Origin of the sequence: Pelomonas margarita, from assembly GCF_043555875.1 — a bacterium.
GTDB lineage: Bacteria > Pseudomonadota > Gammaproteobacteria > Burkholderiales > Burkholderiaceae_C > Pelomonas > Pelomonas margarita.
The window spans coordinates 109,790-122,190 of the sequence record NZ_JBIGHW010000007.1; the positions used below are offsets into that span (position 1 = coordinate 109,790).

A 12,401-nucleotide genomic window follows, 5' to 3' on the forward strand; every position below is an offset into this window, starting at 1 on the left:
GCTTTTCAGTCGCCAAACATCTTTTGCTTGAGCTCGCGGCGCTGCTGCGCCTCCAGCGACAGCGTCGCGGTCGGGCGCGCGATCAGGCGGCCGAGGCCGATGGGCTCGCCGGTCTCGTCGCAGTAGCCGTAGTCGCCGCTGTCGAGGCGGCCGATGGACTGCACGATCTTCTTCAGCAGCTTGCGCTCGCGGTCGCGCGTGCGCAGTTCCAGCGCATGCTCTTCCTCGATGGTCGCGCGGTCGGCCGGGTCGGGCACGATAGTCGTGTCTTCGCGCAGATGCTCGGTGGTCTCGCCCGCGTTGGACAGCACCTCGTTCTTGAGGCCTTCCAGCTTGACGCGGAAGAACTCGATCTGCTTGGCGTTCATGTACTCCGCGTCCGGCATGGCCAGGACTTCGGCGTCACTCAGCTCCGCGCCCGACTTGGACTTCCAGGCATTGGCCAGCTTGGGGTCGCCCTTGGCTGCCACGCGCGGCGAATCGTCTGCCTGCTGGGCGCCGCGCGCGGGCGGCTTGGGCGGGGCGAAGCGGTCAGCGAAGCGATTCGCCGGTGCAGGGACTTCCAACGTCGCGACGTCGGCGCCGGCGTCTGTCTTCTTCGCACCCTTGGGTGCAGCGGCGGTTTTGGTGGCCGGGGTCTTGCTCACAGTCTTCTCCTCGCTCAGGGCGTGCTTCGGCGCGGTGAAAGACCTGGATCCCACTGCTTATCAGCCGGCAGCCCAATTTTGAGCGCGGCGGATTGTAGCCATGCGATCCGAGGTCCTATCGCCCCCCGGAAAACAGGGTCCGCGGGGCGAAAAAACATCACGCCAGGCAGCCCTCCAGACCTTGCATCAGCACGTCCTTGGGCAGGTCGATGCCGATGAACACCATCTTGCTCTGTTTTTTCTCGCCCGGCATCCACTTGGGGCCGAGATCAGAGCCCATCATCTGGTGCACACCCTGGAAGATGACCTTCTTGTCGGTGCCCTTCATGTTCAGCACGCCCTTGTAGCGCAGCATCTTGGGGCCGTAGACCTGCACGATGGCGCCGAGGAAGTCCTCCAGCTTGGCCGGGTTGAAGGCCTTGTCCGACCGGAAGACAAAGCTCTTCACATCGTCATCGTGATGGTGGTGGTGCGGGTGATCGCAGTGCTCGCCATGCTCGTGATCATGGTCGTGGTGATGGTGGTCGTGCCCGTGGTCATCCGCCCTCAGGAAGTCGGGGTCGATCTCCAACTTGGCGTTCAGGTTGAAGCCGCGCAGGTCGAACACCTTGGACAGGGACACTTCGCCGAAATGCGCGGTCTGGATGGGCGCGCGCGGGTTCATGTGCTTGATGCGGTGGATCAGCGCCTCCACGGCCGCCGGCTCCACCAGGTCGCTCTTGCTGATGAAGATCTGATCGGCAAAACCCACCTGCATGCGCGCTTCCTGGCGCTTGTTCAGCTGCTCGTCGGCGTGCTTGGCATCAACCAGCGTCAGCACCGAGTCCAGCAGGTAGGCCTCGGCGATCTCGTCGTCCATGAAGAAGGTCTGGGCCACGGGGCCGGGGTCGGCCAGGCCGGTGGTCTCGATGACGACGCGCTCGAAGTTCAGCTCGCCCTTGCGGCGCTTGGCAGCCAGGTCGCTCAGCGTGGTGCGCAGATCCTCGCGGATGGTGCAGCAGACGCAGCCGTTGCTCATCTGGATGATCTGCTCGTTGGTGTCGGACACCAGGATGTCGGTGTCGATGTTCTCTTCGCCGAACTCGTTCTCGATGACGGCGATCTTCTGGCCGTGGGCCTCGGTCAGCACACGCTTGAGCAGCGTGGTCTTGCCGGCGCCGAGGAAGCCCGTGAGGATGGTTGCGGGGATGAGGCCGTTGTTGCTGGACATGGCGGGAACCGGTTTCGAGGGAAGGCGGCGCAGATGAGGTCTGGGCGCCGGACTGCAAGGTCTGTCAAACCAATCGGCTATTCTGTCCCCTGTCGCAATACCCTGACGGCTCCCCTTGAGCGAACCACATTCAGGCCGGCCCCCAGTTCGCGGGGCCGCCAAACACCCGCCCGAGGCCCGCGGCCTGCTGGTGCGCATGCTGGAGTTCCTGCACCCCGGCCCCGACTCCAAGACCGAACTGATCGAAACCCTGGCCGACGCCGAGCAGCGCGAGCTGATCGAGCCCGAGTCGCGCCAGATGCTGGAGGGCGTGCTGCGCATGGCCGAGCTGTCGGCCGGCGACGTGATGGTGGCCGCGCCGCGCATGGACCTGTTGGACATCGACGCGCCCTACGACGAGCTGCTGGGCCTGGTGATCGACACCGGCCACTCGCGCTTTCCGGTCTTCGAAGGCAGCAAGGACAACATCATCGGCATCCTGCTCGCCAAGGATCTGCTGAAGATGCAACGCGCGCCCGAGCTCAACCTGCGCGCACTGCTGCGGCCCACGGTCTTCGTGCCCGAGAGCAAGGGCCTGAACGAGCTGCTGCGCGACTTCCGCTCCAACCGCAACCACCTGGCCATCGTCATCGACGAGTTCGGCAACACGGCCGGCCTCATCACCATCGAAGACGTGCTGGAAGAGATCGTCGGCGAGATCGAGGACGAGTTCGACGAAAAGGACGGTGAGTCCGGCCTGTACACGCTGGCTGATGGCAGCCTGCGCGTGGCCGGCGACGCCTCGATCGCGGCCGTCAACGGCGCCTTCGGCCTGAGTCTGCCGGACACTGACTTCGACACCATCGGCGGCCTGATCGCGCACGAGCATGGCCAGGTACCACGGCGGGGCGAATCGGTGCCGGTGGGCGGGCTGAACTTCGCCGTCATGCTGACACGCGGCGGCGCGGTGCGCTGGTTCAAGGTCACACGCGCCGCTGACGGCGAGACTGGCGCGTGAGGCCCGCGCTCGCTGCAGGCGCGGCACTGGCCGCTGGCCTGCTGCAGACCGCGTCGTTCTCGCCCACCGAGGCCTGGTGGGCCCAGATCGCCGCGCTGGCACTGCTGTTCGGCGTTGTCGCCCGCGCCACGCCCAAGATGGCCGCCCTGTGCGGCGCGCTGTTCGGCTGGAGCTGGCTGGCCTCGGGCCTGTGGTGGCTGCACATCTCCATGCACCAGTTCGGCGGCATCCCCTGGCTGCTGGCGGCCCTGGCGGTGGCGCTCCTGGCGACCTTCCTGTGCGGCTACTACGCGCTGGCGCTGGGGCTGACGGCCCGTGTCATCGAACCCGGCCGCTGGCGGCTGCTAGCGCTGGCACCGGCCTGGCTGCTGGCCGAGCTGGCGCGCGCCACCTGGTTCAGCGGCTTTCCCTGGATCGCCTCCGGCTACGCCCACACGGCCGGCCCGCTGGCGGGCTGGGCGCCCTGGGTGGGCGTATACGGCATCACCGCGCTGGCGGCGCTGGCGGCTGCCGGCCTGGTGCTGCTGAAGCAGCGTGCCTGGGCGCTGGCCGCGCCCGCACTGCTGCTGCCGCTGGCCGGTCCGCTGCTGCCGCAGGACTTCACGCAGCCGGCCGGCCAGGTGGCGCTGTCTCTGGTGCAGCCCAGCATCCCGCAAGATCAGAAATTCGACCCCGAGCGTTTCACCACCAACCTCGACACGCTGGCCCGGCTGGTGGAGTCGTCGCGCGGGCAGGTGGTCATCACGCCGGAATCCGTCGTGCCGCTGCCACTGCTGGACCTGGATGCCGCGACGTTGACGCGTCTGTCCCGCCCCGAGCGCCCCGCGCTGCTGGGGGCCTTCCTGGGCAACCACGACGACGGTTTCGTCAACTCCGTCGTCGGCCTGGGCACGGGCTACCACTACGGCAAGCGCCACCTGCTGCCTTTCGGCGAGTTCATCCCGCCCGGCCTGGGCTGGTTCGTGCGCGCGATGAATATTCCCATGGACGACCAGGGCCGCGGCGACCACCAGCGCCCCTGGGTCGTGGCCGGCCAGCGGCTGCGCCCGCTGATCTGCTACGAGGACTTGTTTGGCGAGGACATCGTGCACAGCGCCGTCGGCCCGGACGCGGCGACCGTGTTCGTCAACGTCAGCAACCTGGCCTGGTTCGGCACCGTGATGGTCCAGGACCAGCACCTGCAGTTCTCGCAGATGCGGGCGCTGGAGTTCCAGCGGCCGGTGGCCCGCTCCACCAACACCGGCGCCACGGCGCTGGTGGACCACCGCGGCCAGGTCACGGCCCGACTGCCGGCGCTGGCGCGCGGCGTGCTGGAGGTGACAGTGGACGGCCGTCAGGGCAGCACGCCCTACGCCCGCTGGCTGGCCGCGCTGGGACTGTGGCCGCTGTGGGTTGCGGGGCTGCTGGCGCTGGCCGGCCTGCGCAAAGCCGGCCAATAGAATCGACCATCCCCTCTCGATCGAGTCTCATGCTGACCTTCCAGCAAATCATCCTGACCCTGCAGGACTACTGGTCCAAGCAGGGCTGCGCACTCCTCCAGCCCTACGACATGGAAGTCGGCGCCGGCACCAGCCACACCGCCACCTTCTTGCGCGCGCTCGGCCCCGAACCGTGGAAGGCCGGCTACGTGCAGCCCAGCCGCCGCCCCAAGGACGGTCGTTACGGCGAGAACCCCAACCGCCTGCAGCACTACTACCAGTACCAGGTCGTGCTCAAGCCCGCGCCGGCCAACATCCTGGAGCTCTACCTGGGCTCGCTGGAAGCGCTGGGTTTCGACCTGAAGAAGAACGACGTGCGCTTCGTCGAGGACGACTGGGAGAACCCGACGCTCGGCTGCTGGGGCCTGGGCTGGGAGGTCTGGCTGAACGGCATGGAGGTGACGCAGTTCACCTACTTCCAGCAGGTCGGCGGCATCGACTGCAAGCCCATCACCGGCGAGATCACCTACGGGCTGGAGCGCCTGGCCATGTATCTGCAGGGCAAGGAATCGGTCTACGACCTCGTCTACACCGATGGCCTGACCTACGGCGACGTGTTCCACCAGAACGAGGTCGAACAGTCGACCTACAACTTTGAGCACAGCGACGTGGACTTCCTGCTGTCCGCCTTTGCCGCGCATGAGCGCAAGAGCCAAGAGCTGATGGTCGAGAAGCTGGCACTGCCCGCCTACGAGCAATTGCTGAAAGCCGGCCACAGCTTCAACCTGCTGGACGCGCGCGGCGCCATCTCGGTGACCGAGCGCGCGGCCTACATCGGCCGCATCCGTAACTTGGCGCGCGCCGTGGCGCAGAGCTACCTCGAAAGCCGTGCACGTCTCGGCTTCCCGATGGCGCCCAAGGCCTGGGCCGATGAGGTCGTTGCACAGATCGAACTGAAGAACAGCAAGAAGGCGGCCGCCTGATGACCAACCTGCTCGTTGAACTGTTTGTCGAAGAGCTGCCCCCGAAGGCGCTGAAGAAGCTGGGCGACTCCTTCGCCACCGTGCTGGCCGACAGCCTGAAGGCGCAGGGCCTCGCCGCGACCGAGGCGGCTGTCACGTCGTTCGCCTCGCCGCGCCGCCTGGGCGTGCTGGTCACCGGCGTTGCCGCCAAGGCAGCCGACAAGGCCGTGCAGCAGAAGCTGATGCCGGTCGCCGTAGCCCTCACCGCCGACGGCCAGGCCACGCCCGCGCTGCTGAAGAAGCTCGCGGCCGTCGGCGCCGGCCCCGAGGTCGTGGCGCAGCTCAAGCGCCAGCCCGACGGCAAGGCCGAAGCCCTGTTCTGGGACAGCGTGCAACCCGGCGCGACGCTCGCTCAGGGCCTGCAGAAAGCGCTGGACGAGACGCTGGCCAAGCTGCCCATCCCCAAGGTCATGACCTACCAACTGGCCGACGGCTGGACCGACGTGAAGTTCATGCGCCCGGCGCACGGCCTCATCGCGCTGCATGGCTCCGACGTCGTGCCCGTTCAGGCCCTGGGCCTGACGTCAGGCCGCACCACGCAAGGCCACCGCTTCGAAGCGGCCCAGGCCACCGTCAGCGTCGACACCGCCGACAGCTACGCCACGCAGCTGCGCGAGCAGGGTGCGGTCATCGCCAGCTTCGCCGAGCGCCGCGCCGAGATTGCGCGCCAGCTCAAGGCTGCGGCTGACGCGCTGAGCCTGACGCCCATCGATGACGACGCGCTGCTGGACGAAGTCACCTCGCTGGTCGAGCGCCCCAACGTGCTGACCTGCGCCTTCGAGCAAGAGTTCCTGGCCGTGCCGCAGGAATGCCTCATCCTGACGATGAAGGCCAACCAGAAGTACTTCCCGCTGCTGGACACGCAAGGCAAGCTGACGCGTCATTTCCTCGTAGTGAGCAACATCGCCCCGGCCGATGCCAGCGCCGTTACGCAAGGCAACGAGCGCGTCGTGCGCCCGCGCCTGGCGGACGCCAAGTTCTTCTTCGACCAGGACCGCAAGAAGAAGCTGGCCGACCGCCTCCCCGGTCTGGCCAAGGTCGTTTATCACGGCAAGCTGGGCTCGCAAGGCGAACGCGCCGAGCGCGTCGCAGCCATCGCGCATGCCATCGTGCAGCAGCTCAGCATGGCCACGCTGCCTTACACGGTGGAGGCGGACGACGAATTCAAGGTGCTGGACAGCAAGGTCAAGCAGGCGGCAAGCCTCGCCAAGTGCGACCTGCTGACCGACATGGTCGGCGAGTTCCCCGAGCTGCAAGGCATCATGGGGGGCTACTACGCCCGCCACGAGGGCCTGCGCGACGGCGTCGCCATCGCGATTGAAGACCACTACAAGCCCCGCTTTGCCGGCGACGCGCTGCCGCGCAACCACACCGGCACCGTCGTCGCACTGGCCGACAAGCTGGAGACGCTGGTGGGCCTATTCGGCATCGGCCAGCTGCCCACCGGCGACAAGGACCCGTTCGCACTGCGCCGCCACGCGCTGGGCGTCATCCGCATCCTCGTCGAGAAGAACCTGCCGCTGGAGCTGCCGGCGCTGATCGACGCCGCCGTGCCGCCGTTCGGCGAGCTCATCACCAATCCGCGCGAGGCTCTGCTCGGCTTCTTCGCCGACCGCGTGGCCGTCTCGCTGCGCGACCAGGGCTACAGCGCCCAGGAAGTCGACGCCGTGCTGGCGCTGGCGCCCACACGCCTGGGCGACGTGCCCAAGCGCCTGGTCGCCGTGCGCGCCTTCGCCGCGCTGGCCGAAGCCGCATCGCTGGCGGCCGCCAACAAGCGCGTCGGCAACATCCTGAAAAAGGTCGAGGGCGAGTTGCCCACGGCCATCAACGCCGCGCTGCTGCAGGAGGCCGCCGAGCAGGCGCTTGCGACCGCCATCGCCGAGGTGCAGCCGCAGGCCGACCTGCTCTTCGAGCAGCATGACTACACCGGCTCGCTGAAAGCCCTGGCAGCGCTGAAGGCGCCGGTCGACGCCTTCTTCGACGGCGTGATGGTCAACGCCGAAGACCCGGCCCTGCGCGCCAACCGCCTCGCACTGCTGGGCCGCCTGCACACCGCGATGAACCGCGTGGCCGACCTGTCGCGCCTGGCGGCCTGAAGCCATGCCCACGATGCGCGCCGACCACGCCCATGGCATGAAGCTCGTCATCCTCGGGCGCGACGGCACACTCAACCGCTACCGCGACGACCACGTCAAGGCCCCCGAGGAACTGGACCCGCTGCCCGGCGCCATGGAGGCCGTGGCGCGGCTCAACCACGCCGGCTGGCACACCGTGCTGGCCACCAACCAGGCCGGCATCGGCCGCGGCCTGCTGGACATGGCGTCGCTGAACGCCGTGCACCTGCGGCTCAACCAGTTGCTGGCCGAAAAAGGCGGGCGGCTGGACGCGGCCTTCTTCTGCCCGCACACGCCGGAGGAAGGCTGCGACTGCCGCAAACCGCTGCCGGGGCTGATCCAGCAGATCGGCGAACGCTTCGACGTGGAACTGCCCAAGGTCCACATGGTGGGCGCCTCGCTGACGGATCTGATGACGGCGCAGAACGCCGGCTGCATCCCGCACCTGGTGCTTACCGGCCCCTTCGGCAACCTGGGCACCGAGGAACTCGCCAAGCTGCTGGTGCAGGTGCCCACGGCCCGCGTGCACGACGACCTCGGCAGCTTTGCCGAGACCCTGATCCAGGAAGAACGCCGCCGCATCGCCGAAGCGCGCGGCCAGGCCCTGACCCCCGATACCCAGGCCGGAGACCTGAATTGACCCCACCCCGTACCGGCTTCCCCGGCCCCCTCGAGGGGGCGATGCGAGCGGCCCGGCAAAGCCGGTTCCGCTGCATCTGCTTGGCAATGCACTACAGCGCCGCGAGCGCCCCGCGAATTGGACAGGTGATTTGATGGCCACGCTTCTCAGCGCCGTTCGTTCGTTCATCTTCGTCCTCGTCCTCATCGTCACCGTCGTCCCCTGGGCGCTGGGCGTGCTGGTGCTGTCCATCTTCCGCCGCGGCGACCCGATCTACTGGGCCTGCGCAGGCTGGCTGACGGTGGCCATCTGGAGCGCACGCATCATCTGCGGCATACGCTGGCGCATCCACGGCATGGAGAACCTGCCTAGCGCGTCGGACCGCAAGGCCGGTGTCGTGCTGCTGTCCAAGCACCAGAGCACCTGGGAGACCTTCGCCTACCCGGCGCTGCTGAGCCATCCGCTGGCCTACGTCTTCAAGCGCGAGCTGCTCTACGTGCCCTTCTTCGGCTGGGCCATGGCGCGCATGGACATGATCCATATCGACCGCGGCCGCCGCACGGAGGCCTGGAACAAGGTGCTGAAGCAGGGCAAGCGCCTGGGCGCTCAGGGCAACTGGGTCATCATGTTCCCCGAGGGCACGCGCATCGCGCGCGGTGAGGTGGGCGACTACAAGACCGGCGGCACCCGCCTGGCCATCGAGGCCGGCCTGCCCGTCGTGCCCATCGCGGCCACGGCCGCGCGCTGCTGGCCGCGCAAGAGCTTTCTGCTGCGTCCCGGCGTCGTGGACATCTCCATCGGCCGCCAGATCCGCCCCGAGGGCCGCGCGCCGGGCGAGCTGATGAACGAGGTCAAGGACTGGATCGAGAGCGAGATGCGCCGCCTCGACCCGGAGGCCTACACCAACCCTTCGCCCGCCGGCGTGGCCGGCACCGCCAACCAGCACTGAGCGCCATGCCCCCGAAGCGCCCGGCCCCCCTTCTGCAGGACAGCCAGTTGTCGCTGTTCGAGGCGCAGGCGAACGTCGCGCCGGCCGACCCCGGCGCCGCCCGCTCGCGGCGCGAGCTGTGGCTGGGACAGCACTGCGTCGGCTATGAGCTGCGGCGCGCGCGGCGGCGCAGCATCGGCTTCGTCGTCGGGCCGCAGGGGCTGCGCGTCAGCGCACCACGCTGGGTGCCCATCGGCGAGATCGAACGCGCGCTGCATCACAAGGGCGACTGGATCCTTCGCAAGCTCGTCGAGCAGCGTGAGCGCCAGCAGCGCGTGCAGGCCGCCCGTATCGACTGGGCCGATGGCGGCCGCCTGCCCTACCTGGGCCAGCCGCTCACGCTGGTCATCGCCCCGGCCGCGCGCGAGGTGGCCTGGCATGTGGACACCCGCGAGCTGCATCTGCCGCTGCCTCACGGCGCCAGCGCTGAGCAGATCCGCGACCTGGCCCAGGCCTGGCTGCAGGCGCGCGCGCGCGAGGACTTCCTGCCCCGCTGCCACCGCTTTGCCGGCCAACTGGGCGTGGCGATGAAGTCGCTGCGGCTGTCGTCGGCCCAGACGCGCTGGGGCAGCGCCAGCGCCGACGGCTCCATCCGCTTGAACTGGCGCCTCATCCACTTCGCGCCGGCCATCATCGACTACGTCGTCGCCCACGAGCTGGCCCACCTGCGCGAGATGAACCACAGCCCGGCCTTCTGGGACACGGTGCGCTCGGTGCTGCCCGACTTCGAGCGCTCGCGTGACGCGCTGCGCGAGGAATCCATCGTCGTGCAGTGACGCGCGGCCCCGGACACCCGCAGCCCCGGGGGGCGTGTGAATATTCCCGAGAAGATGTAACACCGGCGCCGCCTCGCTCGGCAACACTGCGCGCCGACGCTGTCATCACAGGTACTGAACGCCGGCACTGCCGGCGCGAAGAGTCAGGGATAAAAAGTACCGTGCCTACGACGCCGCCGCCGGATCATCTGCGGCGGCGTTTTTCTTGGGCGCACGCCCCTCTCAGGCCGCCGTGAAGCGATGGACGCCGTCCGCCCCGCGCTCGCGCACCAGCTCACCACGCAGCCACAGCGCATGCAGGTGCGCGATGGCCTCGCCCATGGCGAAGGTGGTCTGGTGCAGGTCCAGCTTGCGCTTGAAGAGCACCCCCAGCAGCTCGGCCGCATGCGTGGGCGCCGCGCGGCAGGCGGTCATCACGTCGGCCAGGCGCTCGTCGTGGTGCTCGCGCAGTTGGTCGATGCGCGCGTGCAGGCCGGTGAAGGGCTTGCCGTGCGAAGGCAGCACCAGCGTGTCGGCCGGCAGGTCCAGGTAGCGGGTCAGCGATTGCAGGTACAGCGTCAGCGGGTCGGCCTCGGGCTCCACGTCGACGACGGACACATTGGTCGAGATGCGCGGCAGCACCATGTCGCCGGAGATCAGCAGCTTCGCTTCATCGCAGAACAGGCTGATGTGCTCGGGCGCGTGCCCATAGCCGACGATGCAGCGCCACGTGCGCCCACCGATATCCAGGGCCATGCCATCCATCAGCCGGCCGTAGCTGGCTGGCACGACGGGCACCATCTTGGGGTAGTAGTCGGCGCGGGCGCGGATCTTGTCGAGCGCATCGGGGTCGCTCAGGCCATGGCTGCCGAAGAACGCCGCCGCGGCTGCGCCGCCCATGCCCACGGTGGAGCTGCTGGCCAGCCGGGCGAGGTTGAAGTCGGTCGCGCTCATCCACAACCGACAGTTCCACCGTTCGGTGAGCCAATGGGCCAGGCCCAGATGGTCGGGATGGAAATGCGTGGCCATCACGCGCAGCACGGGCAGGCCGTCCAGCCGCTCGGCGAACACCCGCTCCCAGTTGGCGCGAGTGTCGTCGCTGGCGATGCCGCAGTCGACGATGGTCCAGCCATGAATTTCGCCTTCAGGGCCGTCGATCCGATCGCGCAGCAGCCACAGGTTGATGTGGTCCAGCGCGAACGGCAGGCCCATGCGCACCCAGCGCACGCCGGGTGCCAGGTCCAGCGCCTCGCCGGGCTGGGGCAGGGTTTCGCCCAGGGGGTAATGCAGTTCTGATTCGCGTGCGTTGGCCATGGTGCTGCCTAGCGGGACTTAGACTGACGTTAACGTCAATCCAGTGTAGCCATGCCCTCCGCCAAGTCTGTCCCCGCCGCGACCGAGGCGACGTTCACGATCACCGAGCTCGCCGCCGAGTTCGACATCACGACGCGCGCCATCCGCTTCTACGAGGAAGCCGGCCTGCTGGAGCCGGGGCGCAAGGGGCGCAACCGCATCTACACCCCGCGTGACCGCACGCGGCTGAAGCTGACGCTGCGCGGCAAGCGCCTGGGCCTGCCGCTGCAGGAGATCAAGGAGCTGGTGGACATGTACGACAGCCAGTCCAGCGCCGCGCCGCAGTTGCGTGCCTTCCTAGCCACGCTGGCCCGCCACCGCCAGCAGCTGGAGCAGCAGCGCGACGACATCGAGGTCACGCTGGCCGAGATCCGCCAGCACGAGAAACGCTGCCGCGCCCTGCTGGGCAGCACGTGACACCTTGCCGAAATCGCTCAGCACCTTGCTCGCATAACGGGGCAAACCCGCTAGCAGTGTTTGCACGCTTGACTAGAGTTGCGGCCGCTACCTCCTGGCCTTCCCCTGCCCCTCGACACCCACCATGCTCGCTGGATTGCGCTCCGACATAACGCCCAAGCTGACAGCCATCGCCACCGGCCTCATGCTGCTGAGCCAGGCCGCCCTGGCACAGACCACGCCACCCGCGAATGACAAGCAGCGCCTGGAGCGCGCGCAAAAACAAGCCGACGCCGTCTTTCACTGGATCAAGCTGAACGGCGAGAAGGGCGCCAACCGCCAGCAGCCGGCGCCCCCGCCCCCGCCTGCGCCGTCACCTGCACCGGCGCCCCGTAAACCCGCGGCGGTGGCCGCCGCACCCAAGCCGGCCGCACCGGCCTCTGCCCCCGTGCAGGCGGCCGCGCCGCTGGCCCCTGCCGTGGCGCCGGAGCCGGCCCCGGTGCAGACCGCTGCCGCCGAACCCGCCGCGCCCGAACCGGTGGCCGCGCCCCCCGCCACCGTGGCGCTGGCGGCCGTTCCGGCGCCCCCGCCGCCGCCACCGGCGCCGGAACCCGAGGTGCAGCTCACGCCGCTGTCCCGCGTCAACCCGGTCGTGCCGCGCCAGCTGCAGCAGCAGTCCTTCCGCAACGGCTTTGCCCGCGTGCGCTTCACGGTGACGCCGGCCGGCGTGGTCAGCAAGGCCGAGGTACTGGAGGCCAGCCACAGCCGGCTCGGTCCCGCTGCGGTGGAAGCCATCAAGCAGTGGCGTTTCGCGCCCATTCCGGCGGCACGCGAGGCCGCCATCGAGTTCGCGTTCAACAACGCCGAGGAGTAGCGCGCACG

Annotated in this window: 12 protein-coding genes; 9 read left to right on the forward strand and 3 right to left on the reverse strand. The window is 68.7% G+C overall.

Annotated elements, in window-relative coordinates:
- Positions 1 to 5: 5 nt before the first annotated feature.
- Together dksA and ACG0Z3_RS14095 are read right to left on the reverse strand one after the other, a co-directional pair.
- Positions 6 to 701 carry an RNA polymerase-binding protein DksA gene (dksA, locus tag ACG0Z3_RS14090; protein WP_394398431.1) on the reverse strand — a complete coding sequence of 232 codons (696 nt, stop codon included), beginning with the start codon at positions 699 to 701 and terminating at the stop codon, positions 6 to 8.
- Positions 702 to 804: 103 nt separating this feature from the next.
- Positions 805 to 1,857, reverse strand: coding sequence for a CobW family GTP-binding protein (locus ACG0Z3_RS14095; protein ID WP_394398434.1), 1,053 nt, complete (start codon positions 1,855 to 1,857; stop codon positions 805 to 807).
- 115 nt (positions 1,858 to 1,972) lie between these two features.
- Here ACG0Z3_RS14095 and ACG0Z3_RS14100 point away from each other — a divergent pair, with 115 nt between their 5' ends.
- The 7 genes from ACG0Z3_RS14100 (at position 1,973) to ACG0Z3_RS14130 (ending at position 9,791) form a co-directional block, all read left to right on the forward strand.
- The gene (locus ACG0Z3_RS14100; protein WP_394398436.1) at positions 1,973 to 2,854 is read left to right on the forward strand and encodes an HlyC/CorC family transporter; all 882 of its coding nucleotides are present in this window, start codon (positions 1,973 to 1,975) and stop codon (positions 2,852 to 2,854) included.
- Positions 2,851 to 4,293 (forward strand): apolipoprotein N-acyltransferase, encoded by a 1,443-nt coding sequence (gene lnt, locus ACG0Z3_RS14105; RefSeq protein ID WP_394398438.1) that lies wholly within the window; start codon positions 2,851 to 2,853, stop codon positions 4,291 to 4,293. The genes ACG0Z3_RS14100 and lnt overlap by 4 nt, the downstream gene beginning before the upstream one ends.
- 29 nt (positions 4,294 to 4,322) lie before the next feature.
- Entirely contained in the window at positions 4,323 to 5,255 is a 933-nt protein-coding gene (gene glyQ / locus ACG0Z3_RS14110) for a glycine--tRNA ligase subunit alpha (protein ID WP_394398440.1), read from the forward strand.
- Positions 5,255 to 7,390, forward strand: coding sequence for a glycine--tRNA ligase subunit beta (glyS, locus tag ACG0Z3_RS14115; protein WP_394398442.1), 2,136 nt, complete (start codon positions 5,255 to 5,257; stop codon positions 7,388 to 7,390). The genes glyQ and glyS overlap by 1 nt, the downstream gene beginning before the upstream one ends.
- A 4-nt stretch (positions 7,391 to 7,394) precedes the next feature.
- Positions 7,395 to 8,048, forward strand: a complete 654-nt coding sequence (gene gmhB / locus ACG0Z3_RS14120; RefSeq protein WP_394398444.1) for a D-glycero-beta-D-manno-heptose 1,7-bisphosphate 7-phosphatase — start codon at positions 7,395 to 7,397, stop codon at positions 8,046 to 8,048.
- Between the two features lie 133 nt (positions 8,049 to 8,181).
- Positions 8,182 to 8,976: a lysophospholipid acyltransferase family protein gene (locus ACG0Z3_RS14125; protein WP_394398446.1), complete on the forward strand. Its 795-nt coding sequence runs from the start codon at positions 8,182 to 8,184 to the stop codon at positions 8,974 to 8,976.
- A gap of 5 nt (positions 8,977 to 8,981) precedes the next feature.
- The gene (locus ACG0Z3_RS14130) at positions 8,982 to 9,791 is read left to right on the forward strand and encodes a M48 family metallopeptidase (protein WP_394398448.1); all 810 of its coding nucleotides are present in this window, start codon (positions 8,982 to 8,984) and stop codon (positions 9,789 to 9,791) included.
- Between the two features lie 222 nt (positions 9,792 to 10,013).
- Here the strand turns inward: ACG0Z3_RS14130 and ACG0Z3_RS14135 are convergent, their stop codons facing one another.
- A complete protein-coding gene (locus ACG0Z3_RS14135) occupies positions 10,014 to 11,084 on the reverse strand; it encodes an MBL fold metallo-hydrolase (protein ID WP_394398450.1) in 1,071 nt (356 codons plus the stop codon).
- Between the two features lie 51 nt (positions 11,085 to 11,135).
- Here ACG0Z3_RS14135 and ACG0Z3_RS14140 point away from each other — a divergent pair, with 51 nt between their 5' ends.
- On the forward strand, positions 11,136 to 11,540 hold the full coding sequence (locus ACG0Z3_RS14140; RefSeq protein WP_394398452.1) for a MerR family transcriptional regulator: 405 nt from the start codon (positions 11,136 to 11,138) through the stop codon (positions 11,538 to 11,540).
- 124 nt (positions 11,541 to 11,664) lie between these two features.
- Positions 11,665 to 12,393: a TonB family protein gene (locus ACG0Z3_RS14145; protein WP_394398454.1), complete on the forward strand. Its 729-nt coding sequence runs from the start codon at positions 11,665 to 11,667 to the stop codon at positions 12,391 to 12,393.
- Positions 12,394 to 12,401 lie beyond the last annotated feature (8 nt).

What these genes read in the sequence shown, in the direction of transcription:
- ACG0Z3_RS14135 (WP_394398450.1), bottom strand. Translation starts at nt 11,084, where the DNA reads ATGGCCAACGCACGCGAATCAGAACTGCATTACCCCCTGGGCGAAACC.
- ACG0Z3_RS14130 (WP_394398448.1), top strand. Translation starts at nt 8,982, where the DNA reads ATGCCCCCGAAGCGCCCGGCCCCCCTTCTGCAGGACAGCCAGTTGTCG.
- ACG0Z3_RS14145 (WP_394398454.1), top strand. Translation starts at nt 11,665, where the DNA reads ATGCTCGCTGGATTGCGCTCCGACATAACGCCCAAGCTGACAGCCATC.
- ACG0Z3_RS14095 (WP_394398434.1), bottom strand. Translation starts at nt 1,857, where the DNA reads ATGTCCAGCAACAACGGCCTCATCCCCGCAACCATCCTCACGGGCTTC.
- ACG0Z3_RS14140 (WP_394398452.1), top strand. Translation starts at nt 11,136, where the DNA reads ATGCCCTCCGCCAAGTCTGTCCCCGCCGCGACCGAGGCGACGTTCACG.
- gmhB (WP_394398444.1), top strand. Translation starts at nt 7,395, where the DNA reads ATGCCCACGATGCGCGCCGACCACGCCCATGGCATGAAGCTCGTCATC.
- glyQ (WP_394398440.1), top strand. Translation starts at nt 4,323, where the DNA reads ATGCTGACCTTCCAGCAAATCATCCTGACCCTGCAGGACTACTGGTCC.
- glyS (WP_394398442.1), top strand. Translation starts at nt 5,255, where the DNA reads ATGACCAACCTGCTCGTTGAACTGTTTGTCGAAGAGCTGCCCCCGAAG.
- ACG0Z3_RS14125 (WP_394398446.1), top strand. Translation starts at nt 8,182, where the DNA reads ATGGCCACGCTTCTCAGCGCCGTTCGTTCGTTCATCTTCGTCCTCGTC.